A 22299-nucleotide genomic window follows, 5' to 3' on the forward strand; every position below is an offset into this window, starting at 1 on the left:
CGTTTAGTTTGGCGCTCCGCAGACTCATGGCCATTGGGGTCTGTCGATCGTTCCCTGAGCGCCGGCTACCGGTCAATAACGGCTACTCAAAGCACAGTGAACTGCGACTGAATAGTGACGGCCGGGCGGTCCAAGCGACTTAGATGCAACTGATTTGTTTCTCGAATATTGCTGTCTTAAAGCGCGGCGGTCGGCCGACGAAAACACTGATCTATTCGCCCTGTCTTGCGCCGACGCCGAGCCGATGGCGATCAAGCGCGGCGTTATCGATGGGCCAGCGGGATGGCGATCGCGAAGGCGGCGCCGCGCGAAGTTTCGTCGTCGCCTTCCTCAATAAAATCAATGCTGCCCCCGTGGGCTTGCAGCATGGCGCGGACGATCGCGAGCCCCATGCCCGTGCCGCCTTCCTCGCGTTGGGTGGTGAAGAAACTGTCAAAGATTCGGTCGCGGTTGGCGCGGGAAACGCCGCGCCCGTCGTCGCGCACCACGATCATCAGATCGTCGCCTTTGCGCGCGCATGAAATCGTGAGTTTCGTCGCACCGTGGCGCTGTGCGTTGTCGGCGAGATGCGAAAGCGCAACGCTCACATTTTCCAGCGACATCCCCACGCTGGCGGACAGCGGGCCTTCCGCTTCGATCCGCAGGGCGCTAAAGGCCGAGCGCAGCTCGGCGAGGCCTTTCTCGAGAGTCGTCTCTCCGGCGATGGGCGTCGCTTCGGCTCGGGCGAGTTCGCGTAGCCGTTGCACGATCGCCGTCAGACGGCCGGTGTCGGCGATGATGTTGGTCAGAAAGCGCCGCCGCTCTGCGTCGCTCATGCCCCCGGCCGGCGTCCCGACGTCTTCGCGCAGCAGTTCCGCCGCGCCCTGGATCGCGGTCAACGGCGATTTGAGTTCGTGGGAAACGTGGGCGGCGAAGGTGGCGATGAAGTCGGACCGGCTTTGCAAGGCCTCGGCCATATCGAAGAAGCTCTGCGTCAGTTGTGCGAATTCGGCCGTGCCATGGTGGGTCACTGGCGTGAGCGCCGCACGGTCGCCGCGCGCGATCGCGGCGGTGCGGGACATCAGCTCTCGCATCGGCAGCGTGATCGCCCGCTGGAAGATGGAGCCGATCAAAAGGGCCAAAACAAAAATCGTTGCGCCGGCGGCGGCGACCTTGCCGCGCTCTTCATAGAAATTCTTGAAGACGTTGCTCGGCGTGCGCGACGCATAGACCACGCCCGCCACCCGGCCATGGAGCGTCACCGGCATGGCGGTGAAGACGCGAACGGCCGTTCCCCGGCTCCAGGAGTAAAGCGGCGGCGGGTCGTGCTTGGAGATGCGCAAGCGCATCACGCTGCGGAAGCGCCCACGCAGCGCCTCGGCGACTTCTTCGACATGCGCCAGAGAAAGTCCAACGTCCTCTCCTCCGGCGATAACGACTCCTTTCGGATCGAGCAGACGAAAGCCGGCGAGCGTCGTCTTCTGCGTCTCGATGAGGTCCGGCGCGAGCCGCACGCCCAGCGCCACAAACGCCGGATCGGCCGGCGCAGAGGCGGGTGCGGCTTCCGGCCTGCGTCCAAGCATGTCGTCGCGCGTGAGATCCAGGGTTGGCGTGATGGGGCGGTATGGATCGGCGTCGGCCGGCGATTGCGGCGCTTCGACGCCGAGAGAGACGCCGACGGGCAGGGTCGCTTCCATGTCCCGCCGCATGACCGCCGCCAGGACCGCGCTCTGGCCAATAAGCTCCGACTCGGTCTGGTGAACAAGCTGGTTCTCATAGATCCGGAAGAAGAACAGGCCGGCGAGCGGCAAGGCGAGGGCGGCGAGCATGACGAGCGCGACGATCAACCCCACGCTTGGCCGCCATTTGCGGGAGACGCGCACTTTCGATCCGCGCAGGCTCACGCCGTTTGCCCGCAGTGGCCGATGCGGAAGCCGACGCCATGAACCGTGTCGACGATATTGTCGCATCCCGCCGCCGCGAATTTCGCGCGGATGTTGCGCACATGGCTGTCGATCGTTCGGTCCGCGACATGAACCAAGCCGCCATAGGCCGAATCGAGGATCTGATCGCGGCTGAAAACCATGTTGGGACGGCTGAGCAGCGTCTTGACGATGGCGAATTCGAGCGCCGTCAGAGCGACGGGTCGCCGCCCGAATGTCGCGGAGTGCGCGCCTGCGTCGAGAACCAGATCGCCGCGCGTGAGCGAAGACGGCTCATGGGGACGTCCTGTCTGCGCGCGTTTCAAAATGACATGGACGCGGGCGACGAGTTCGCGCGGGCTGAACGGCTTGGTGACATAGTCGTCGCCGCCGATTTCGAGTCCGATCACGCGATCGATCTCCTCGTCGCGCGCCGACAGGAAAAGGATGGGCGCGTCCGAGGTCTTGCGGATGCGCCGGCATACTTCCAGGCCGTCCATCTCCGGCATGCCGATGTCGAGGACGACGAGGTCGGGCGCTTCCTCGGCGAACCGGCGCAGCGCCTCCGCGCCGTCGCGCGCCGCCGCCGTCTTCATGCCGGCTTTCTCCAAAGCGAAACAGATGATGTCGCGAATATGAGGGTCGTCGTCGGCGACCAGAATGAGATGGACCACGGATGCCTGCCTAATGGTCGCCCGGCGCGCCGCTATCCGCAGCTTCGCGCAACTCCTGATCATTATCGAAGTAGCGCTTCAAACGCCATTGGCGGAACGACCAGTCGCGCCAGCCCATCGCGGCGAGCGACTCCTGCGCCTCGGATCGTATCGCCGCCCAATCCGGGCGTTCCCAGCTTCCGCGTTGCGCGCGGCGGAATGCGTCATAGGCCGGCATGGCCTGCGCTCCGAGCGAGAAGAGATATTGCAGGTCGAGCGCCGGTCCCGCGCCTGTCGCCTCCAGACAATGCTCGACATTATAATTCGCTACGATGTAGGGAAAATTCACGAAACAACTGGCGTAGAGGACGGCCGCCGCAGCGGCGGCGTTGGCGTTGAGCAGCCATCTGTTCGATTTCCGCTGGACGATCTGGACGACGATGAGGATCAACCCGATCGCGACGAGACCCATCCAGATCATGGCGGCGAGTCTGAGTTCGCTCATCGAATAGGCCGAGACATAAAGGCTGGTGCGAAACATCGATGACAGGACCAGCAGGACGTTTTGCGCCACCCAAAGGAGCACGAGCGGCCGGATCCGTGGGGAGTAGTCGGTCGGGCCGCCTGGCCGCATGGCGATCAGCACGAAGATTGCGGCGAGCACGGCGGTCGCGATCAGCGGATAGGCGCCGCGGTGGGCGTAGGCGGCGTAGGTCAGTCCGTGCGGCAGCGTGAGGCCGCCCCAAAGATAGGCGATATCGAGCGACGTCTGCACTGCGAAAAGCGCATTGAACATCACGAGCGAGCGGAGCACAGCGGCGCCGCCGAACAGAATGTCGAGATCGCGGTTGGCCGTCGCAGGCGAGTCCGGCGTCGCGTTCGGCGGAATGCGTCCACGCCGCATATGGACGAACGGCCAGACAAGGCAGGCGATCATAAGCCAAAAACCCGCACGTGCGACGGAAAGAAAATCGAGCAGTCGGCGCGGATCGAGTAAGAGCGCCCAATCATCGATCAGCGGATTGGCCGAGGCGAAGAGAAATAGGAATGTGATGGACAGCAGAACCGGCGCGACCCAGGCGGTCAGCGCGGCAAGACGCCCCACCCGCCGGCGGTTGCGCAACCACAGTTTCCGCGCCCGCAGGAGGTCTCCCAGGAGCCAGAGACCGCCGACGAAAGGAAGGCTGAGCGCGCGACGCAGTTGACGAGGCCAAGCGGAAACGTCGCCGGAAACCATGATCAGCGCAAAGAGCAGAGTCGCGCCGGACGCGAGGAAAAATGAGACCCATGAGAGGTCTTCGACGATCGCCAGCCCCGCAAGCGCGAACGCGGACAGAGCGACGAGCCGTAGCGGCCCCCGCGCGCGGACCGGATTTGCGATCATCGCCGCAAGACCGCAGGCCGCGAGAAACAGGGCGAGCGACAGGCCAGGCGTCACCGCGTCGTAGAAGAGCCAGTCGCCGAGCGCGACAAGCGCGGCCGCGATCGCCGCATGGCGGATCAGCCAGCGCGTCGGCGGGCGAAGGGAAAGGCAATGGGCTTCATCGCTCATCGGGCAGTTTCCGTTGGTTTGGCGCGGGAGTTGGCGCGGGAAATGGAATGACGCGCGCGCGGCGCTGTCCGGTTGGCGGCAGGCCGGTCGTCGCCCGCTTCGCCGGTTCGTGCGCCAGCCACCAGCCGTCGTTGAGCAGCCGGCGCGGAAGGCGTGTGCGAAGGGGGAATGAGACGACCTCTGCCATGCGCAGACGGTGCAGGCCGCCTGTGCAGCCGAGGTGATGGCCGCGACGAAATTTCAAGGATTTTCTTGCAGATTTCGTGCAGGCAGGAATCGCCGCAAGGATCAGCGATGCGGGGGGCGCCCCGCTACAGCGGGGGAAAGCGCGCGCCGCAGGCTGCGCTGGCTCCGCCCTCGCGGTCCCGGCGCGCGGGCGACGCTCAAATCTTACTTATCTTGTTTTCAAGAGGAGGCGGCATGAAGGGAAAAATCGGCCTTGAAGAGCATTTCGCGCATCCCGCGACGCTTAGCTCCTCGCAAGAATATGTTTTGGAGCGAAAATGGAGCGAGATGAAAAAACGTCTTCTGGACGTCGGCGACATTCGCCTGAAGCTTATGGATCAGCACGGGATGGAAATGATGATCGTCTCGCTGAATTCGCCGGCGATCCAGGCGATAAGCGACGTTCCGACCGCGATCGAGATGGCGAAGCGGGCAAACGATCTGCTGTCCGAACACGTCGCCAAACGACCCGATCGGTTCCGCGCCTTCGGGGCTTTGCCGCTGCAAGATCCGGAGGCGGCCGTCCTCGAAGCGCAGAGATGCATCGCAGACCTCGGTTTCGTCGGCGCGCTTGTAAACGGATTTTCGCAGGTCGGAGACGAAGAGTCCGTCGTCTATCTGGATGACGGCCGTTACGAAGAATTTTGGACCGAATTTGCGAAGCTCGACCGACCATTCTATCTGCATCCGCGTGATCCCATCGCGTCGCGGTCCCGCATCTACGACGGGCACCCTTGGCTGCTCGGCTCTGCATGGGCCTTCGGCGTGGAGACGGCGACGCACGCTCTCAGGCTGATGGGGAGCGGTCTATTCGACCGGCATCCCGACCTCCAGGTGATCGTCGGCCACCATGGCGAAGGTCTCCCCTTTCTGATCTGGCGCGTCGATCATCGCGTTGCGACCGCGCCGAGAGGCATTCAGATCAAGAAGACGTTTCAGGCGTATTTCCACCAGAATTTCTACGTCACGACGTCCGGCTCGTTTCGGACGCAAGCGCTGGTCAACTCCATTTCGGAGATCGGGTCGGATCGGGTGCTGTTCTCGACCGACTATCCCTTCGAGGAACTCGGCGACGCGGCGCATTGGTTCGACGCGGCGAGCATCGCCGAAAACGACCGGGAGAAGATTGGTCGCCTGAACGCGGTCAGGCTGTTCAGATTGGCCGTCTGAGAAATCGGCATTGAGCCCCGCGCGGCTGCAAATTTGCGCGCTCGCCGCCGCGCCAAACCGCGCGCCCAATAGCGCCCAAGGGCGTTTCATGCGCTCCGCGCCGTTTCACTCGCGGCGCGCCGGCGCCGAAGGCTTACGGAAAATCACGAAGACCTCCGTCCTGTCCCCAAGCCAATACCCGAAAATAAAATAAAAACCTGTCCGTGGACTCAACCACAATCGCGCGCTGTTCAGCGGGCGTTCGAAAAGCACGTCGAGCGTCCCATCGAAACAGTCCATGTAAAAATGCAGAAATTTCATCGAGATGATTGGCAAATTCATGTACCCGTTCAAATATGTGCGCTCGAGTTTTAAGCCGATGTTTCGGCCTGCTTCCTGCAGCGCAGGCAGAGCGAGGATATGGCGATGATAGGGTTGGTGTAGGGAATGAACATATTTACCTACTTCATCGAGATCGATCGCGGCCGCGTTCGGCGTGCCGATGGCGATCAGTCCGCCTGGACGACAGAGAGCCTCCAAGCGCGCGATCGTATCAATGGGATCTTCGACATGCTCGATCACGTCTTGCGAGATGACGAGATCGTAGCGTTCCGCAAGCGGCGCAGGATCGCTGAAGGCGGGCGAATATGCGTCATAACCGACCGCGTCGTAACCTCTTTCCCGCAGATATTGCGTTAGCGAGCCGCCGCCGCAGCCGTAATCGAGCACGCGCTGGCCGCGCTTCAAACCCTCTCGGGTCAGCCGCTGCGTCAGGCGGCGATACGCCAGCCGCAGCACCCAATCGAGCTTCATTTTGAAAAAAGGATACGATTGATACGCCCGATCAAGGTCTACGTGATCGCCAGCGTGAATCGAGCGGCACGACGAACAGCGCCACACGCGAAACCGGGCCTTTGCCAGCGACCTTACATTCGCCGGCGCCATCGCCGCTTCAACGTCAGAGTTCGAAGAAGCTCCACAAACGCAGCAAACCTCAGGGATGCTCGTCATTTCCAGATCCGGGCTTCGCGAGACGCCTCCCGCCGCTGGCGGCAGGCTGCTTGAATTCGGCCCCCAACAAGCGCGCTGTGCGTTGGGTTGGCGCATCGGCGATTCGACATGTTCTTGGGCGCGCCGTCAAACTGTCCGCCTTCGCGATCGACCCCCGACCGTGAACCGCACGACCTATCGAGCGACAGTAACGCTTATCGCTTCTGGACTTGCCCGTCGCGCATGACGATCTTCGGATGCGCCGTCACGCGCTTGCGGAGTCGGTCATTTATCTCGTCCGACTCCCGCATCCATCGGCTCCCAAACGGATCGCGACAGGCGCGCCGCGCGCCGGTCCCGCCTCGCCGCCGGGACTGGAAGCATGTCGTGCGCGACCGCGATCCAGCGCTCACCCCACGGATTTTCAATAGAGCGCCGCCGCCTGAAGCCGCTCGATATCGAAGCGCTGAAGAGGGCGAAGCGACGTCAAGACATTGGCGAGGAATTGCTCGGCGCGCCCGGCGCGTTCAGCCGGTCTCGCCGCAAGACCCGGCAAGAACGCCCCGCCGTGACATCCACGGTCGGGGCGCTCTCTTGCGCGGGGGAAGGAAGAAACCGCGCTGAATGATCATTTGGGGCTCAGAACCGGCGCCGCATATCCTCCGGCGTCAGGCTTCGCCGAAATTGGAGCCGAGGCGCCTCTCAAGACGCGCCGGGCCTGCCTCGCGCGGTGCATTGGACTCGTCCCGGAAACCGCCGGCAGATCAGGCTCTTGTCGCAGGCCTTAACAAAATGCGCCCAATGCGCCCCGTCATGTGTTCTCGCTTCCCGTTCCCACGCGTGCACTGCGTTGTTTCGAACCCGCGAAACGGACCATCCGCGAGCCGTCCCCACATGAAAGTGTGTCTTGCATCGATCTCGCGCGGGCGCTTCCGTTGCGGACATAACGAGCATCATCGCTATTGCGCCGGCAGCGGCCGCTGCGTTTCGAGTGACCCTTAACGCCCTCATATTTTTCCTCCCCGACATCGTCTTGTTGAAGTGCACGGATCGACCGACGTTGAACGTTCTCGCCGAGTCAGGAAACGCGCGACTGCCGAAATAGTTGCACGATGCGAGGATTTGGCTTTCACGCGCGGGGCCGCGGACCGGCCGGCGCGCCGACTCACGCGGCGCGCCGGTTGTTCTATGTCGCGGATGCGCCGCGCCTCATCGCGACGCTATTCCGTTTCGGGTGCTTGACCCGCGACTGCATCATGCCGAGCCTTGGTCCACATGCCGATCTCGGAGCGCCCGACGATCAGGCTGCCGTTCGATCGCGCCTCCTGGAGCAAGCGGTCGCGGAACGTCTCGATATTGACCTCGTCGGCCGTCGCCACGCCCACTTTCTCCATGGTCGGCAGAAGGCTTTCGACAATATCGCCCACTCCAGCCAGCCACTCTTGGGCCTCGGAGCCGCTTGCGACGAAGGTATGCATGCGCATCGTGGGAGGAGGGAGGTCCGCACCGACAAAAACAGCGCGAGTTCTGTCCAAGAAGTTCCAGGACTGGCCGCTCAACCATGTCGTGTCAGTGATCCAGCGACAGGCTCGTTCGTAAAGCGGCGCGAGAGGGAAGGATCGAACGAACGTCCAGTCGGGTTCATGAAAGGCGAGCAGACCGCCCGGGACCAAATGCCGGACGAGTCCACGCAACATCGCCGAGGGGTCAGCCTGAAACGGGAGCACATACCGGCCAATCGCTGCGTGAAAGCGCCTGTCGAACTCGATCTCCCCAGGATCGCCTTCTCGGAACTGAACATTCCGAAGACCACGCTCCCGAGCCGCCGTGATCGCTGCTGCAACTGCTGCGGGCGCCTTGTCGACGCCAAGCACGCTTCCTGTCTCTCCAACGAGTTCGGCCGCGAGAAAGGCGACTTCGCCGGCGCCGCTGCCGACGTCAAGCACGCGCATGCCCTGCGTGACGCCCGCTTCGCTCAGGAACCGCCTTGTGACGGGCTCAAGGAAACGCGCCTGGGCGCGAAGGCGATTGAGCTCGTGATCGGAGTGACCGAGAACGTAGAGCGGATTCGGGTTTTTGTTGTCGTTGCTCATAGCCAGTCCCCAGCGCTGTCATGCGACGCAACTCAACGGCGGTCGGCGGCGCCGATCTCCGATACGGGCCGGAACATCGTTCCGGTCATCCGCCGCGCCGGCTTTTCATGCGCTTATGCTGAATTCGGACATCATGAATTCGCGGGTCATGTGGAACAATCGCTCATGGCATTTTGCGTTGCCATGAAGCCCGTCGTCGGCGAGCAGCGGGCTCATGTCTTCATTTTGAAGAATGGAGAAAAAATCAAGTATCCTGGCGCCTTGCGCGCGCGCGACCGAAACCAGCTCATTTGAATAGGCTTCAGCGTCATGGAGCAAGTAATAGGAGTCGGTTCCGGACAATGGCGTCGTGCGAGATTCGTCAAAGGGAATGCCTGTCATCACCACGGTCTCGGATATGGCCTTCGCGGAAGAGATCAGCTCCTCCATCATGACTCGGAATTGTCCCAGCGAAACCGCGTTTGGAGCGTCTCGCCGGCCATCGCGGCGGCTGTCGTTAAAACCGGGATACGCCATGATCAGATGGGGTCGTCTCGCTGCGGCCTCCAAAGGGAGCCGTTGAATCAAATTCGGCGTTTGCTCTCCCCAAATCCCAAGATTGTATACGCGATTGCGTGCGTCAATCGATTCGCGCCAAAGCCTGAGTCGATTTACAAATCCGCCACAGTCTTTGTCCGCTGTTCCGTAGATTGTGCTTGAACCAAAAATAACGATGCGCCGCGGAGGCATATCGGGCTCTCCCTTCCTTGGCGACGGACGCCGCTGTGGCTAGTTGGTCTCGCCCAAACCTGGATCATGCAGAAAGCTTGTTCGCCCTGTGGAGCATGATTGCGACGTCATAAATCGCATACGCTGATGCTTGGTCGACATGGCGCCGAGTGACCGCCAGAAAAGCCGCTGCAGCCAAATCTTGTATCGTCGCATCGGGGCAATCCTGACGAACGTTAGCGATCAAGGTCTCGCCACGATAGCCTTCGGAAGCGCGGTGAATAAACCGCGCTGCGATTGAATGGCGCTCAGCACTGAACATTCGGAGACCAGGGTTCGTCGAACGTCACTAACGCGTCGCGAAAACGTCGTTCATGAATTTCGTGGATGCCGTCTTCGCTTCCCAAATGTAGGTGATCGGCCGCGTTGCAGAAGCCCGCGTCGGTTGATTCAGACCTGCTGCGTAGATTGCGCAAGAGACTAAATCGCATGGCGGCAGACGGGCGCTTGGCGAAGGCTTGGCTGGATGCCCGACTCCACGAGCTCCCACCGCGCAGAGGGCGATCTTAGCGGGCGCTTTCAGGCCCTTGCGCCGCCGCTCCTATTTCCTTGCGCCTTCTCGGCTCAGCGAAGAGCCCCGCCGGCTCGCGCCGGCGAGGCCCAAATTTGCGGATTTTGAAAGCCGACCTCTATCGCGTCGCCGTTACGGTCTTTTGACGCGAGGCTCGCTCGCTGTTCAGACCTTTCGAGAGGCATGCGCGCTTCGGCGGGTGCGGACCCACTGGTTGACAAAGATGGGCCGTTGGTCGCCAGCAGCTCGCTTTGGCGCCTATTCCATGCTCAGAGGTCGATCGGAGCTGAGTTGGCGGACAGCGCCATTTCGGGCACGTCGGCAGGAATGAACAGGTTCGCGCCCGTCACCGCCACGATGTCTTGGACCTTGACGCCAGGCGCCCGTTCGCGCAGCGCCAAACCGTCGTCGGTTGGTTCGATCACCGCCAATTCCGTCACTATCAAATTGACGCGGCGCGCCGCAGTTGGCGGCAGCGTCAGTTCCTCGACAATCTTTGGATTGCCCTTGGCGCTATGTTGCATGGCGACGATCACGCGTTTGGCGCCGGAGACAAGATCCATCGCGCCGCCCATGCCGGGCACGATTTTTCCTGGAACCATCCAATTGGCGAGGCGCCCCTTCGAATCGACCTGCAATCCGCCAAGCACCGTCATGTCCAGATGGCCGCCGCGAATGAGCGCGAAGCTCGTCGCGCTGTCAAACGCCATTGCGCCGGGCAATGCCGAGATGAAGCCGCCTCCAGCGTCGGTCAGGTTGGGATCCTCCATGCCTTGCGGCGGCGGCGCCCCGAAGCCGATAATGCCGTTTTCGCCCTGAAACGCGACATGCATGCCCTGGGGAACATAGTTGGCGACGAGCGTCGGCAGGCCGATACCCAGATTGACCATCATGCCGTCACGCAATTCCAATGCGACGCGGCGCGCGATAACCTCTTTCGCATCCATCAGCAGGCCCTCGCGACGAGATGATCGACGAGCACGCCAGGAGTGCGCACAGCGTCCGGCGGAATCACGCCGACAGGCACGATGTGATCCGATTCGACGATGACGCAGTCAGCGGCGAAAGCCATGACCGGATTGAAATTTGCGGCGGTCAGACGATAGGTGAGATTGCCGAAATAGTCCGCCTCATGCGCGTGCAGCAACGCGAACTCGGCGTGAATCGGCAGTTCGAGAAGATATTCTACGCCTTCGATCTCGAGGACACGCTTGCCTTCGGCCACCGTCGTCCCGACGCCGGTGGGCGTCAGCACGCCGCCGAGGCCGCTGCCGCCGGCGCGAATGCGCTCGGCGAGCGTGCCCTGCGGAACGAGCTCGACCTCGATTTCGCCGGAGATCATCTTCTGCTGCGTCGTCGGATTTGTGCCGATATGCGACGCGATCACGCGCGCGACGCATCCAGCGTCGATCAGCTTGCCGACGCCAACGCCAGGCCGCGCCGTGTCATTGCCGATGACGGTCAGTCGCTTCGCGCCGCGCGCCGCCAGCGCGTCGAACAGGCGTTCAGGCGAGCCGACCCCTAGAAAACCTCCGAACATCACGCTCGCGCCGTCGGGGATGAGATCGACGGCTTCCTGCACGGTGATCGCTTTTTTCATCAGACTCGCCTAGCCGATGTTGTGAAGGCCGGCGTCGACATAGATCGTGTCGCCGGTCATGCCGGACGCGCCGCCGCCGACAAGGAATGCGACCACCCGTCCAACTTCGGCGATGTCGACGAGACGGTGCTCCGGACTCCGCGCAACCGCTGCGTCAACCAGTTCATCGAACTGCGCGATGCCGCTGGCGGCGCGAGTCTTCAGCGGACCCGGAGAGACCGCATAGACGCGGACGCCATTTTCCCCGAGTTCGGCCGAAAGGTAGCGCACCGTCGCCTGGAGCGCCGCTTTGACCGGACCCATGACGTTGTAATGATTAACGACTTTGTCGGCGCCATGATAGCTCATGGTCAGTAGCGCGCCGCCCTGCGTCATCAGGGGCTCGGCGAGGCGCGCCATCTCGATGAAGGAGTAGCAGGAGATATGCATCGCCTGCTGAAAGCCGGCGAGGGAGCAATCGACCACCCGGCCGTGAAGATCCTCGCGCGGCGCAAAAGCGATGGAATGAATCAGGAAATCCAGCTGGCCCCACTCGGCCCGGATTTGATCGAACGCCGCCTCGAGCTCTCCTGGATGCTCGACGTTGAGCGGCATAATCAAACTGGCCTGAATTTGCTCAGCGAGCGGCCGAACGTATTTTTCAGATTTTTCGTTGGCGTAGGTTATCGCCAGTTCCGCGCCGAAGGCGCGCAGCTTCGACGCGCAACCGAAGGCGATGCTGTGCTCATTGGCGACGCCGACGACGAGGCCGCGCTTGCCGCGCAACATGTCCCCGATGCGGCTGTCCGGGTCCCATACTTTCGGAAGAGGGTCGACCGCTCGACAGGTTTCGTCGGCAAGCGTCATCACGTCGCTCCTTTGCAGGCGGACTGTTCGGCGTCGGGCTTCTAGAGTCGCGCAGTGACCGCTTGATGAACGAGCTCCAGAGCAGGATGCAAAGCGTGCAATTAGTGCGCCGTCCAGCCGCCGTCCATCGTCAGAATTGCGCCGGTTATCGAGCTGGCGTCCTCTGACGCGAGGAAAACCGCAAGCGCGGCGACCTGTTCCGACGTGACGAATTGTTTCGTCGGCTGCGCTTCAAGAAGCACGTCGTGAACGACTTCCTCGCGAGTCATGTGGCGCGTCGCCATCGTGGCTGGAATCTGCTTTTCCACGAGAGGCGTCCAGACATAGCCCGGCGCGATGGCGTTCACCGTGATGCGATCGCGCGCGAATTCGAGCGCCGCGGTCTTGGTCAGTCCCGCAATGCCGTGCTTCGCCGCGACATAGGCGGATTTGAAAGGCGAAGCGACGAGCGCATGGGTTGAGGCGGTGTTGACGATGCGTCCCCAATTGCGTCGCTTCATGCCTGGGGCGACGGCGCGGATCGTGTGAAAGGCGGCTGACAAATTGATCGCAATGATCGAGTCCCATTTTTCGGTCGGGAACTCTTCCAGCGGCGCCACATACTGAACGCCGGCGTTGTTGACCAAAATATCGACGGACCCGAAGGCTTCTTCGGCCTCGACGATCATCTCGGCGATCGCTGCCGGAGCCCCTAGATCCGCGGGGCAGTAGATGGATTTGACGCCAAACTCGTGCTCGATTCCGAGGCGCTCCTCCTCAATGTCCTCGGCGACGCCGAGGCCATTGATTACGACATTGGCGCCCTGCGCCGCAAACGCTCGCGCAATGGCAAGACCGATGCCGCTTGTTGAGCCCGTCACGAGCGCCGTCTTGCCCAGGATCATCTGAATTTCCACTCACAAGGTTGAGCACGCGTCGGCGTAGACCGGCAGATCAACTTCTATGTGAAGCTTTCATGATGTTTCGGTGAAGCGTTCGAAAAAGCTGCGACGGCAAATTGACGCTCTGCGGTTTCATCTGGCTGTCAAGGGCAAGCGCCAAGATCACGGATGATGATCCAGCATATCGGATGCGCCCGCAGACGCGAGATGTTTGACGCGCAATCGCTTCATGCGGAGGCGGCATGGCGATGACTCACACTCCGATCCGCAATACCACCTGGGACGAGCTGCAGATCGGCGCAAGCGCGCGTATCGAGCGGTCGTGTACGACCGAGGATCTGGTGCTTTTCGCGCACGCCTCGGGCAATCTCAATCCGCTGATGCTGCCGGGCGACGACGACTCCGACGCCATCGCGCCGTCGCTGTGGGTCGGTTCGCTCGTTTCCGCGGTGCTTGGCAATCTTTTGCCCGGACCCGGCACGCTCTACCTCGCGCAGAATTTTCGTTTCGGCGCGCGCGTGCGGCCCGGCGACAGACTCGTCGTGGACGTGCGCTGCGCCGAGAAGCGGGAGAAGCCTGTCGCATTGTTCGATGTGCGCGTAACCAAAACCGATGGTTCGATCGCCTGCGAGGGCGTCGCGGAAGTCGCCGCGCCGCTTGAATCGATCATTTCGAGGCGCGAAGAGCTGCCAGCGATTATTTTTGATAGGCATGACCATTTTTCTCGATTGATCGATCGCGCCGCGGGGCTCAATCCGCTGCGCACTGCAGTCGTATGTCCCGATGAACAGAATTCCCTCGCCGGGGCCGTTCTCGCCGCCGAACGCGGGCTCATCGAACCTTTGCTGATCGGTTCGCGGGCCAAGATTCTCGACGTCGCTGCGGCGTCCGGCGTAGCGGTCGACGAGAGTTGGATCATCAACGCCGCGAATGCGTATGACGCCTGTCATCGCGCCGTCGAGCTGACCCAGCGCGGCGAGGCGCGCGCCATCATGAAGGGCAATGTTCATTCCGACGAAATCCTCGGCGCGATCGTAAAAAAGGACGCCGGTCTGCGAACGGCGAGGCGCATCAGTCATGTTTTTGCGATGGACGCGCCGACGCTGGATCGCCTGCTCTTCATTTCCGACGCCGCCGTCAATATTGCGCCGGATCTCTCGGTGAAGGTCGATATCGTCCAAAACGCCATCGATCTCGCCAACGCCTGCGGCGTTGAAGCGCCCAAAGTCGGCGTGCTCTCCGCGGTCGAGACGGTCAATGTCGCCATTCCATCGACGCTCGACGCCGCAATCCTGTCGAAAATGGCGGAACGCGGCCAGATCAAAGGCGGCGTGGTCGACGGTCCGCTGGCGATGGACAACGCCGTCGATATCGGCGCCGCGCGCACCAAGGGCATCACCTCCTTCGTCGCCGGGCGCGCGGATATTCTTGTCGCGCCCAATATTGAAGCCGGCAATATGCTCGCGAAGGAATTGACGTTCGTCGCGCGCGCCGAGGCCGCCGGCCTCGTGCTCGGCGCCAAAGTTCCGGTGATGCTCACGAGCCGCGCCGACAACGACCGCGCGCGGCTTGCGTCGAGCGCGCTCGCCGCGCTCTACGACCACTGGCGCGAGACCGGCGCGGCTGTTCCGGCGACTCAGTCGCTGCCCGCGGCGGCGGAGTAAACGCGTGCGCCAACACGTTGTGACGCTGAACGCCGGATCTTCGTCGATCAAATTCGCCTTGTTTCGCGTTGAGGCGGACCGGCCGATGTTGATCGCCAAGGGCCAGGCCGAAGGACTCGGCGCGACGCCAAGCTTTCGGGCGCGCATTTTGGGCCGTGACGAGGATCGCCTGTCGCTTGCCGCGAATGACCATGAAGCTGCGACACGCGCCATCGTCGACTGGATCGGGGACGCCTTTCCCGACATCAATGTCAGCGCGGTCGGGCACCGCATTGTTCACGGCGGCGTCGATTATGCCGGGCCTGTCCTTCTCGATGCCCCGATCATCGCGGCGCTTCAGGCGCTCATTCCGCTCGCGCCGCTGCACCAGCCGCATAATCTCGCAGGGGTCGCCGCAGCGCGCACGGCCTTTCCGGGCGTGCCGCAGATCGCCTGTTTCGACACCGCCTTCCATCGCGGCCATCAGTTCGTCAATGACGCCTATGCGCTCCCGCGCGCGCTTTACGACCGCGGCTTGCGGCGCTTCGGTTTTCATGGGCTGTCCTATGAGTTCATCGCGCGTCGGCTGCGTGAGATCGATCCGCCGCGCGCCAAGGCGCGCGTGATCGTCGCGCATCTCGGCAATGGCGCGTCGGTCTGCGCAATGAAAGACGGGCGTTCCATCGCGTCAACGATGGGATTTTCGGCGCTTGACGGCCTGCCGATGGGCACGCGCTGCGGCCAGGTCGACCCTGGCCTGCTGCTCTATCTGCTCGAACACGACGGGATCTCGACGGCGGAGCTCTCGCGCCTGCTGTATCGCGAGTCGGGACTTTTGGGTCTTTCCGGCGTCTCGCAGGACATGCGCGCGCTCGAGGCGTCGAGCGCGCCGTTTGCGCAAGAAGCAATCGACTATTTCGTCCACCGCGTCGGAATGGACATCGCCGCGCTTGCTGCGACGATCGAAGGAGTCGATTCGCTCGTTTTCACCGGCGGCATCGGCGAGCATTCGGCGCGCATACGCGCCGACGTCGTCGCAAAGCTTGGCTGGCTTGGCCTCGCTTGCGACCGCGACGCCAATGAGGCGCATGCTCAGCTCATCTCCACGCCCGCTTCGTCAGCGTCGATCTACGCGCTCGCCACGGACGAGGAGGCGATGATCGCGCAACACGTCGTAGAGGCCATAGGGTTGAGTCCCGCGGCCGCAGCTTGAATGGAGCGAATAAGAATGGAGCCGACTTTCAGCCTCATCGACTTCCCGACGCGTTTCGCCAAAGATCAGTCGATCGCCGGTTTGGAAACGCAGCAGGTGATGACGGCGACGGCGCGCCACCTTGAGAAGATCGCGCGAACGCACGGGGCCCGGACTCAGGCGTTCTGGCGGAAATTCTCGGCGGCGAGCGCCGCGCTCGCCGCCGCCAATGGCGCGAATCAACTTCAGGACGACGCGACGTCCTATGCGAATGATGTCATCCGCCGCGGGCTCCTCACGCTCGACATTTTGCGCGAGCGCGCGGACAATGACGCAAAGCATGAAGCCGCTGGGTCGCCTCCGGTTCTCTCCTACGAGTCGGAAGTGGTTCTCGACGGCCGCGACCTGCCGCGTCCGGTCAATTATATTCTGCTGCGCATCACGCCTCCGCAGGGCGTTCAGACGTTCGACTGGAAGCGGCCCTATCTCATCATCGATCCCCGCGCGGGGCACGGCGCCGGAATCGGCGGCTTCAAATCCGACAGCCAGGTGGGCGTCGCGCTGCATGATGGCCACCCGGTCTATTTCCTTGTCTTCCGGCCGCATCCGGAGCCAGGACAGACGCTCGCCGACGTCATGCGCGCCGAGGCCGCTTTCGTGAAGACGATCGCGCATCGCCACCCCAAATCGCCGAAACCGATCATCGTCGGCAATTGTCAGGGCGGCTGGGCCGCCATGGTGCTTGCGTCCGCCAATCCGGACATTACCGGGCCGCTTGTGATCAATGGCTCTCCGCTCGCTTACTGGTCCGGCCGCATCGGCGAAAACCCGATGCGCTACAATGGCGGTCTCTTGGGCGGCCTCGCGAGCGTTCTCTTTCTGGCGGATCTCGGCCATGGCGAGTTCGACGGCGCGCATCTTGTGTCGAATTTCGAGCTGCTCAATCCCGGCCGAAATTTCTTCGCGAAATATTACGATCTTTTCGCCGACGTCGAAAACGGCCGCGACAAATTCCTCGAATTCGAACGCTGGTGGGGCGGCTTTCATTATATGACGGAAGCGGAAATCCGCTGGATCGTCGAGCAGCTCTTCGTCGGCAACAAGCTGTCGCGCGGAGAGGCGCGCATCGAACGCGGCCGACGGCTCGACTTCAAGGCGATCCGCTCGCCCATCATCGTCTTCGCGAGCTGGGGCGACAATATCACGCCGCCGCAGCAGGCGCTCAATTGGATCGTCGACACCTACGCCGACGAACATGAAATCAGGATCTGCGGCCAACGCATCGTCTATATGATCCACGAGAAAGTGGGCCATCTTGGCATTTTCGTTTCATCCTCAGTGGCGAAGAAGGAACATGCCGAAGTCACCTCGACGATGAAGACGATTGAGGCGCTCGCGCCTGGTCTCTATGAGATGAAGATCGAGGAGGAGACTGGCGAAGGGGTGCACAAGCGCTTCCGTGTGAGCTTCGCCGAGCGTCGCGTCTCGGATATCCTCAAGGTTGACGAGAACGATCGCAGCGAAGAGCCCGATTTCGCCGCAGTCGCGCGCCTTTCCGAACATGCCGCCGATTTCTATGATCTCTATATGCGCCCCTTTGTACAGTCCATGGTGACGCCGCAGACGGCGACGTCCATGAGGAAAGTTCATCCGGCGCGACTGCAGCGCCAGGTCTTTTCCAGTGAAAATCCGGCGATGGCCTGGGTCTCCACAGCCGCTGAGGCGGCGCGCAAGGAGCCAACGAAGGTCGCTGCGGACAATCCGTTCGTTCTCGCCGAACGCCTCTGGGCCAGCAGCGTCGAGCAGACGCTCGATCTTTGGCGTGACATGCGCGACGCCTGTTACGAAGCGGCCTTCTTGTCAATCTACGGCCATCCGTTCATGCGCTGGGTCGGACGCCGACATGACTTCCAGCGCACGCACAAGGACCCGAGCGAATTGCGGCTCATGCCGGAGGCGCAGGCGGCTTTGCTCAATATTGGCCGTGGCGGTTTCGCCGAAGCCGTCATCCGCATGCTGCTGCTGCTCAGCGAAGCGCGCGGCTCGGTGCGCCGCGACCGCCTTGAACGCTCGGCGCATATGCTGAGTTGCGATGAACCTTTCGTATCGCTCGGCGCGCAACATCGCGCGCAACTCATTCACGAGCAGTCGATCATTGTGGAGTTCGAGCGCGAGCAGGCGATCGAGACGCTGCGAAATCTTCTGACGTTTGACGAGCGAGAGAAAGCCGTCGCCTCAATCGAATTCGTCGCGGGCGCCATCGAAGAAATGGAGCCGCGCACCATCCTGATGTTGCAAAAGATCCGCAAGGCGCTCGACCTTGCGCCCATCCAGACCAATCTGGCTCGCGTCGACCCGCTGAAAATTGGCGATGGCGCGGAAGAGTCGGAGGAGGCCGCCTGATCGGGCGTCATCAAAGCCGGTCATCAACCGCAGGCGGCTGCTCGGTCGAGCTTGGCGCGGAGCCTCGTTTGGGAGCGGGCGCGCCCGCAGACGGAAAGATGGCGTCGGCTATGCGCCGCCCTCCCAAGCGGCAAGCGTCCACGCTGCTTCCGCCACCCGGATGGCGCGAACCACACGGATGTTCCGATCCAGCCATTTGAGGCGCGCGATCCACTGATCGCGGATCCCAATGAGACAAAATCTGTCGCGCCAACGCTCTCGGCCGGATGGCGAACCGGTCCGAGCGCCCCGGGGCGGCATGTTACTTACGGCTCCGGCAAGTTCCGGCAAGCCGCTTGCTTGCGTGAGGCAAACCAGCGCTACATGCGTCGCCCGAATGTCGAGTCAATCGCCCTATCGGCGATGGAAGCGCCCTCAAACCGACGAAGCCGATGCCACGCAACGAACTTTACCGGGCGGCGAGCCCCTACCTTCTGCAACACGCCGATAATCCGGTCCATTGGCGGCTGTGGACGCAGGAAACGCTCGAGGAAGCGCGCCGATTGCGAAAGCCGATCCTCCTGTCGGTCGGCTACGCGGCCTGCCACTGGTGCCATGTCATGGCCCATGAATCTTTCGAAGATCCGGCGACCGCCCAGGTCATGAACGAACTCTTCATCAATATCAAAGTCGATCGCGAGGAGCGTCCGGACATCGACCATCTCTACATGACGGCGCTGCAGTCGCTCGGGCAGAGGGGCGGCTGGCCACTGACGATGTTCCTGACGCCGGGAGGCGAGGCGTTCTGGGGCGGGACCTATTTTCCCAAATCCGACCAGTATGGACGGCCCGCCTTCGTGAGCGTGCTCAAGCGCGTCGCCGAAGTCTTCGCCGGAGAGCCTGAGACGATCGCACAGAATGTGAACGCTGTGCGCGCCCGGTTGGAGCAATCCGACAAAGCGCCGTCCGGCGCCGGCGCGCTCAACCTGACGCCCGCACAGATGCGTAATTTTGCGTCACAGATCGGAAAGGGCGTCCCCGGCGGCGCCTTTTGCGCCAGTCTCGACGCGGACAGCGAAGGCGCCGAGGGGCGTTTCTATGTCTGGACCTGGGACGAAATCGTCGCCTGTCTCGGCCCGGAAGACGCCGCCTTCTTCGCGCGTTTCTACGATGCTTCGCCTGCCGGCAATTGGCATGACGAGTCGCGCGGCGAGATGGTGACGATCCTGAATCGCCTCGTCGCGCCGCAGGGTTCGCTCGAAGAGGAGGCGCGTCTCGCCGCCATGCGCGAGAAGCTGTTTCTGACCCGTGCGCGGCGCGTGCGTCCGGGTCGAGACGACAAGATCATGGCGGACTGGAACGGGCTGATGATCATGGCCCTCGTCGAGGCCGCGACCGCCTTTGACGAACCGGGTTGGGTCGAGATGGCGGCGCGCGCCTATGATTTCATTGTCGCAACCATGCAGTTCGAGGATGGCGAGGGACGACGGCGACTGGCGCATAGCTGGCGCGCGGACGCACTCGTCAAGCCGGGCATGGCGCTCGATCACGCGGGCATGATCGGCGCCGCGCTCGCGCTCCATGAAGCGCGCAACTGGCGCAAGGCGGATTTTGCGCGGCGCGACTATCTCGCCGACGCCATCGCCTGGGCCGACGCCCTGGACGCCTGGCATCTCGACGCGCAGACCGGCTTCCTGCAGATGGCGGCGCGCGATGCGAAAGATGTGATCATGCGGCTTGCGCCGACCGCCGACGACGCGATTCCGAACGCGCATCCGGTTTATCTGTCGGCTTTGGTCCGCCTTGCGGCGCAGACGGGCGACGAGAAGTGGCGGCGGCGCGCCGACGCCATGTTCGCGGCGCTCGGCGCCATGATCGGCTCGAATATTTTCGTCCATCTCGCGACGCTCAACGCTCTGGATCTGCGCCTTCGCGCGAAAACGATCGTCACGGTCGGCGCGGCGCGGCAGGCGCTCTACGAAGCGGCGCTACGCTTGCCCGCCATCGACCGCATCGTCGTTGACGGCGAAGGATTGCAGACGCCGATGCTTGCCGGCGCGGCGCAATCGATCGGAGACAGGGACGCCGCCGCCTTTGTCTGCGCCGGAGAAACCTGCTCGCTGCCCGCATGGGACGAGGCCGGCCTGCTCGCCACGCTTCGAGAGGTCGACGCGGCGCAAGCGGGCGCGAGCGGCGCGCGGCCTCAGCCGTGATCGTGGTCCTGCGCGCTGGCCGCAGGCTTGTGGACGACGAATGCGGAGAGAAAATCGCCTGCGACGAGGATGCCGTCATCATCCATTGCGTGACCCAATCCGGGCCGGCGCAGGCTCTTCACCGGCGCGCCGAGCGCCTTGAGCCGTTCTTTCGTCGCGGTCATTGCGCTGAAAGGCACGATCGGATCGGCTTCGCCATGAATCATCAGCACAGGCGGCTTCGAGGCGATGTCCTCTATAAGCGCTCGTTCGTCATAGAGCACGCCGGAAAAAGCGACGATCGCCGCCATCGGCTTCGGACGTCTGAGGCCGACATGCAGCGCCAGCATTGCGCCATGTGAAAAGCCAACAAGCGCGAGGTGACTGTCGGGGAGTCGGCGTTGCGCCAGCATGTCGTCGAGGAAGGCGTCGAGAAGCGGCGCCGTCGCCCTGATGCCGTCATTGATCGCCGCAGGGCTCGCATCGGCGTTTTCGAACCATTGCCGTCCGCCTGAGGCGCACGGAAAAGGCGCCTCCGCGGCGACGAAATCGGCCTTGGGCATGGTGGGCGCCCAGTTCAGCGCCTGATCGATGATCGCTGCGCCCGAGCTGCCCGGACCATGCAGCAACACCACGAGATAGGCGGGCTTGCCGCAGGACAGCGCGGCGATTATAGGCCCTTCGACGATCACTGGCATATCGGGCCTCTGGAGAATGTCGGGGAACGCGCATGGAACGGTTATCGTGACGACGCATGCAAACCGGCTGCCATCGATGGCAAGACGGCCGCGCGCCGACGACGTTCGATGAACCCCGGAGTCCACAGTCCTGTGCGACCGTTTTAGATCAAATTTTTGGTCTGCTTTGCGGTGTCGCTCCAGCAATAGGCGAATTCTCACGCCTCGAACGTGTTCTGTCGCCGCGGGAATTACGATAGCAAGCTCCCCATATCTTCGCCGGAGATCGGAGCGAAATCGCCGCGATGTGTCTCAATTGCAACAGCGCTCAGGAATTGAACGCGCAGCCGCTTTGACGCTTCCCGGGCCATTGCCTCGACCAGTTTGGTAGGATAACAAAAAAGTGTTCGTGAGAGAGGCGGGATGGCGACGCGCATAGCGCGCGGATCGCCTCTTCAAGCTGGGCGGCGGCAATTCCGATGGTCAACCATCAGACACTGAGACGCTCTCAAGGCCGCAAGATCATTGCGGCGGCGGCGTTGTCGCTGCTTGTTCTGCGGGGATTGAGTCTTCTGGCGTTTGCCGGGCCATTGGCGGAATTGTCGAACTTTGTCGATCCTGTTCTTTCAGCTTTCTTTCTCGAAGAACACTGTGACCGGGCGGATGGCGAAACAGATCGCAAGGCGCCGCTCCAAGATTGCGCGGATTGCTGTGTCTTGTGCGCTTCCGCAGCGCCGGACCTGGCTGTTCCCGTCGCTTCGAACTCCAAGGGAACGATCTCACTCCTGACGCGCGCGAAGATTTCACCGTCGAAACTTGATCCAGACGAACTGCGCGCGCCGCGGCCGCCCGGGTTGATTGCAAATTGGTCTGCGACGTCGCCGCCTCGCAATTCATAGCAAGCATGATCGGCGTTTCAGGCGTCGCACACATTCGCTGAACGCGCTTCGCTCAGTCAGATTCGCTCCACCGCATAGGATTTGGAGTCGCGTTGCGCCACGCCCGCTCGACGAGGGCGCGGCCGACGAGCGGCTGCGCGCCCCA

17 protein-coding genes are annotated in these 22299 nt (G+C 62.7%); 6 read left to right on the plus strand and 11 right to left on the minus strand.

The window, feature by feature from the left end; genetic code table 11:
- Positions 1–263 precede the first annotated feature (263 nt).
- Genes AB7F41_RS09660 through AB7F41_RS09670 form a run of 3 tightly spaced genes read right to left on the minus strand, consistent with a single transcriptional unit; the run spans position 264 to position 4106 of the window.
- Positions 264–1883, minus strand: coding sequence for a HAMP domain-containing sensor histidine kinase (locus tag AB7F41_RS09660; RefSeq protein ID WP_428383152.1), 1620 nt, complete (start codon positions 1881–1883; stop codon positions 264–266).
- On the minus strand, positions 1880–2575 hold the full coding sequence (locus tag AB7F41_RS09665) for a response regulator transcription factor (RefSeq protein WP_428383154.1): 696 nt from the start codon (positions 2573–2575) through the stop codon (positions 1880–1882). Before AB7F41_RS09665 ends, AB7F41_RS09660 begins: the two co-directional genes overlap by 4 nt.
- 10 nt (positions 2576–2585) lie before the next feature.
- Positions 2586–4106 (minus strand): DUF4153 domain-containing protein, encoded by a 1521-nt coding sequence (locus AB7F41_RS09670; RefSeq protein WP_428383156.1) that lies wholly within the window; start codon positions 4104–4106, stop codon positions 2586–2588.
- 420 nt (positions 4107–4526) lie between these two features.
- Here AB7F41_RS09670 and AB7F41_RS09675 point away from each other — a divergent pair, with 420 nt between their 5' ends.
- Positions 4527–5501, plus strand: coding sequence for an amidohydrolase family protein (locus tag AB7F41_RS09675; protein WP_428383158.1), 975 nt, complete (start codon positions 4527–4529; stop codon positions 5499–5501).
- A 105-nt stretch (positions 5502–5606) separates the two neighbouring features.
- Here AB7F41_RS09675 and AB7F41_RS09680 read toward each other — a convergent pair whose 3' ends face one another.
- From AB7F41_RS09680 to AB7F41_RS09710, 7 genes are all read right to left on the minus strand, one after another.
- On the minus strand, positions 5607–6293 hold the full coding sequence (locus AB7F41_RS09680; protein ID WP_428383160.1) for a class I SAM-dependent methyltransferase: 687 nt from the start codon (positions 6291–6293) through the stop codon (positions 5607–5609).
- A 1397-nt stretch (positions 6294–7690) separates the two neighbouring features.
- Positions 7691–8563 (minus strand): class I SAM-dependent methyltransferase, encoded by an 873-nt coding sequence (locus AB7F41_RS09685; RefSeq protein ID WP_428383162.1) that lies wholly within the window; start codon positions 8561–8563, stop codon positions 7691–7693.
- Between the two features lie 105 nt (positions 8564–8668).
- Positions 8669–9292, minus strand: a complete 624-nt coding sequence (locus AB7F41_RS09690; RefSeq protein WP_428383163.1) for an SGNH/GDSL hydrolase family protein — start codon at positions 9290–9292, stop codon at positions 8669–8671.
- Positions 9293–10111: 819 nt separating this feature from the next.
- Positions 10112–10789: a 3-oxoacid CoA-transferase subunit B gene (locus AB7F41_RS09695; protein ID WP_428383164.1), complete on the minus strand. Its 678-nt coding sequence runs from the start codon at positions 10787–10789 to the stop codon at positions 10112–10114.
- On the minus strand, positions 10789–11442 hold the full coding sequence (locus tag AB7F41_RS09700; protein WP_428383166.1) for a CoA transferase subunit A: 654 nt from the start codon (positions 11440–11442) through the stop codon (positions 10789–10791). The genes AB7F41_RS09695 and AB7F41_RS09700 overlap by 1 nt, the downstream gene beginning before the upstream one ends.
- 9 nt (positions 11443–11451) lie before the next feature.
- On the minus strand, positions 11452–12288 hold the full coding sequence (gene fabI, locus AB7F41_RS09705; RefSeq protein ID WP_428383168.1) for an enoyl-ACP reductase FabI: 837 nt from the start codon (positions 12286–12288) through the stop codon (positions 11452–11454).
- Between the two features lie 101 nt (positions 12289–12389).
- Positions 12390–13172 (minus strand): 3-hydroxybutyrate dehydrogenase, encoded by a 783-nt coding sequence (locus AB7F41_RS09710; RefSeq protein ID WP_428383170.1) that lies wholly within the window; start codon positions 13170–13172, stop codon positions 12390–12392.
- Between the two features lie 245 nt (positions 13173–13417).
- Between AB7F41_RS09710 and AB7F41_RS09715 the strand changes: the two genes are divergently transcribed.
- The 4 genes from AB7F41_RS09715 (at position 13418) to AB7F41_RS09730 (ending at position 20599) form a co-directional block, all read left to right on the plus strand.
- Positions 13418–14833 (plus strand): bifunctional enoyl-CoA hydratase/phosphate acetyltransferase, encoded by a 1416-nt coding sequence (locus tag AB7F41_RS09715; protein ID WP_428383178.1) that lies wholly within the window; start codon positions 13418–13420, stop codon positions 14831–14833.
- 4 nt (positions 14834–14837) lie between these two features.
- Positions 14838–16025: an acetate/propionate family kinase gene (locus tag AB7F41_RS09720; RefSeq protein ID WP_428383172.1), complete on the plus strand. Its 1188-nt coding sequence runs from the start codon at positions 14838–14840 to the stop codon at positions 16023–16025.
- A 15-nt stretch (positions 16026–16040) separates the two neighbouring features.
- Positions 16041–18407: a DUF3141 domain-containing protein gene (locus tag AB7F41_RS09725; RefSeq protein WP_428383174.1), complete on the plus strand. Its 2367-nt coding sequence runs from the start codon at positions 16041–16043 to the stop codon at positions 18405–18407.
- A gap of 431 nt (positions 18408–18838) precedes the next feature.
- Positions 18839–20599, plus strand: a complete 1761-nt coding sequence (locus AB7F41_RS09730) for a thioredoxin domain-containing protein (protein WP_428406527.1) — start codon at positions 18839–18841, stop codon at positions 20597–20599.
- Here the strand turns inward: AB7F41_RS09730 and AB7F41_RS09735 are convergent.
- A complete protein-coding gene (locus AB7F41_RS09735) occupies positions 20590–21276 on the minus strand; it encodes an alpha/beta hydrolase (RefSeq protein ID WP_428385869.1) in 687 nt (228 codons plus the stop codon). The genes AB7F41_RS09730 and AB7F41_RS09735 overlap by 10 nt on opposite strands.
- Before the next feature lie 458 nt (positions 21277–21734).
- On the opposite strand from AB7F41_RS09735, the gene AB7F41_RS09740 reads away from it, so the two are divergent.
- Positions 21735–22154 carry a hypothetical protein gene (locus tag AB7F41_RS09740; protein WP_428385871.1) on the plus strand — a complete coding sequence of 140 codons (420 nt, stop codon included), beginning with the start codon at positions 21735–21737 and terminating at the stop codon, positions 22152–22154.
- The last annotated feature ends 145 nt before the right edge of the window (positions 22155–22299 follow it).

Origin of the sequence: Methylocystis sp., from assembly GCF_050251305.1 — a bacterium.
In the GTDB taxonomy this organism is placed as follows: domain Bacteria; phylum Pseudomonadota; class Alphaproteobacteria; order Rhizobiales; family Beijerinckiaceae; genus Methylocystis.

Coding starts and splice junctions, on each gene's coding strand:
- AB7F41_RS09690 (WP_428383163.1), bottom strand. CDS start 9,292: ATGCCTCCGCGGCGCATCGTTATTTTTGGTTCAAGCACAATCTACGGA.
- AB7F41_RS09685 (WP_428383162.1), bottom strand. CDS start 8,563: ATGAGCAACGACAACAAAAACCCGAATCCGCTCTACGTTCTCGGTCAC.
- AB7F41_RS09680 (WP_428383160.1), bottom strand. CDS start 6,293: ATGAAGCTCGATTGGGTGCTGCGGCTGGCGTATCGCCGCCTGACGCAG.
- AB7F41_RS09730 (WP_428406527.1), top strand. CDS start 18,839: ATGCCACGCAACGAACTTTACCGGGCGGCGAGCCCCTACCTTCTGCAA.
- fabI (WP_428383168.1), bottom strand. CDS start 12,288: ATGACGCTTGCCGACGAAACCTGTCGAGCGGTCGACCCTCTTCCGAAA.
- AB7F41_RS09675 (WP_428383158.1), top strand. CDS start 4,527: ATGAAGGGAAAAATCGGCCTTGAAGAGCATTTCGCGCATCCCGCGACG.
- AB7F41_RS09735 (WP_428385869.1), bottom strand. CDS start 21,276: ATGCCAGTGATCGTCGAAGGGCCTATAATCGCCGCGCTGTCCTGCGGC.
- AB7F41_RS09670 (WP_428383156.1), bottom strand. CDS start 4,106: ATGAGCGATGAAGCCCATTGCCTTTCCCTTCGCCCGCCGACGCGCTGG.
- AB7F41_RS09715 (WP_428383178.1), top strand. CDS start 13,418: ATGACTCACACTCCGATCCGCAATACCACCTGGGACGAGCTGCAGATC.
- AB7F41_RS09740 (WP_428385871.1), top strand. CDS start 21,735: ATGGTCAACCATCAGACACTGAGACGCTCTCAAGGCCGCAAGATCATT.
- AB7F41_RS09695 (WP_428383164.1), bottom strand. CDS start 10,789: ATGGATGCGAAAGAGGTTATCGCGCGCCGCGTCGCATTGGAATTGCGT.
- AB7F41_RS09710 (WP_428383170.1), bottom strand. CDS start 13,172: ATGATCCTGGGCAAGACGGCGCTCGTGACGGGCTCAACAAGCGGCATC.
- AB7F41_RS09700 (WP_428383166.1), bottom strand. CDS start 11,442: ATGAAAAAAGCGATCACCGTGCAGGAAGCCGTCGATCTCATCCCCGAC.
- AB7F41_RS09725 (WP_428383174.1), top strand. CDS start 16,041: ATGGAGCCGACTTTCAGCCTCATCGACTTCCCGACGCGTTTCGCCAAA.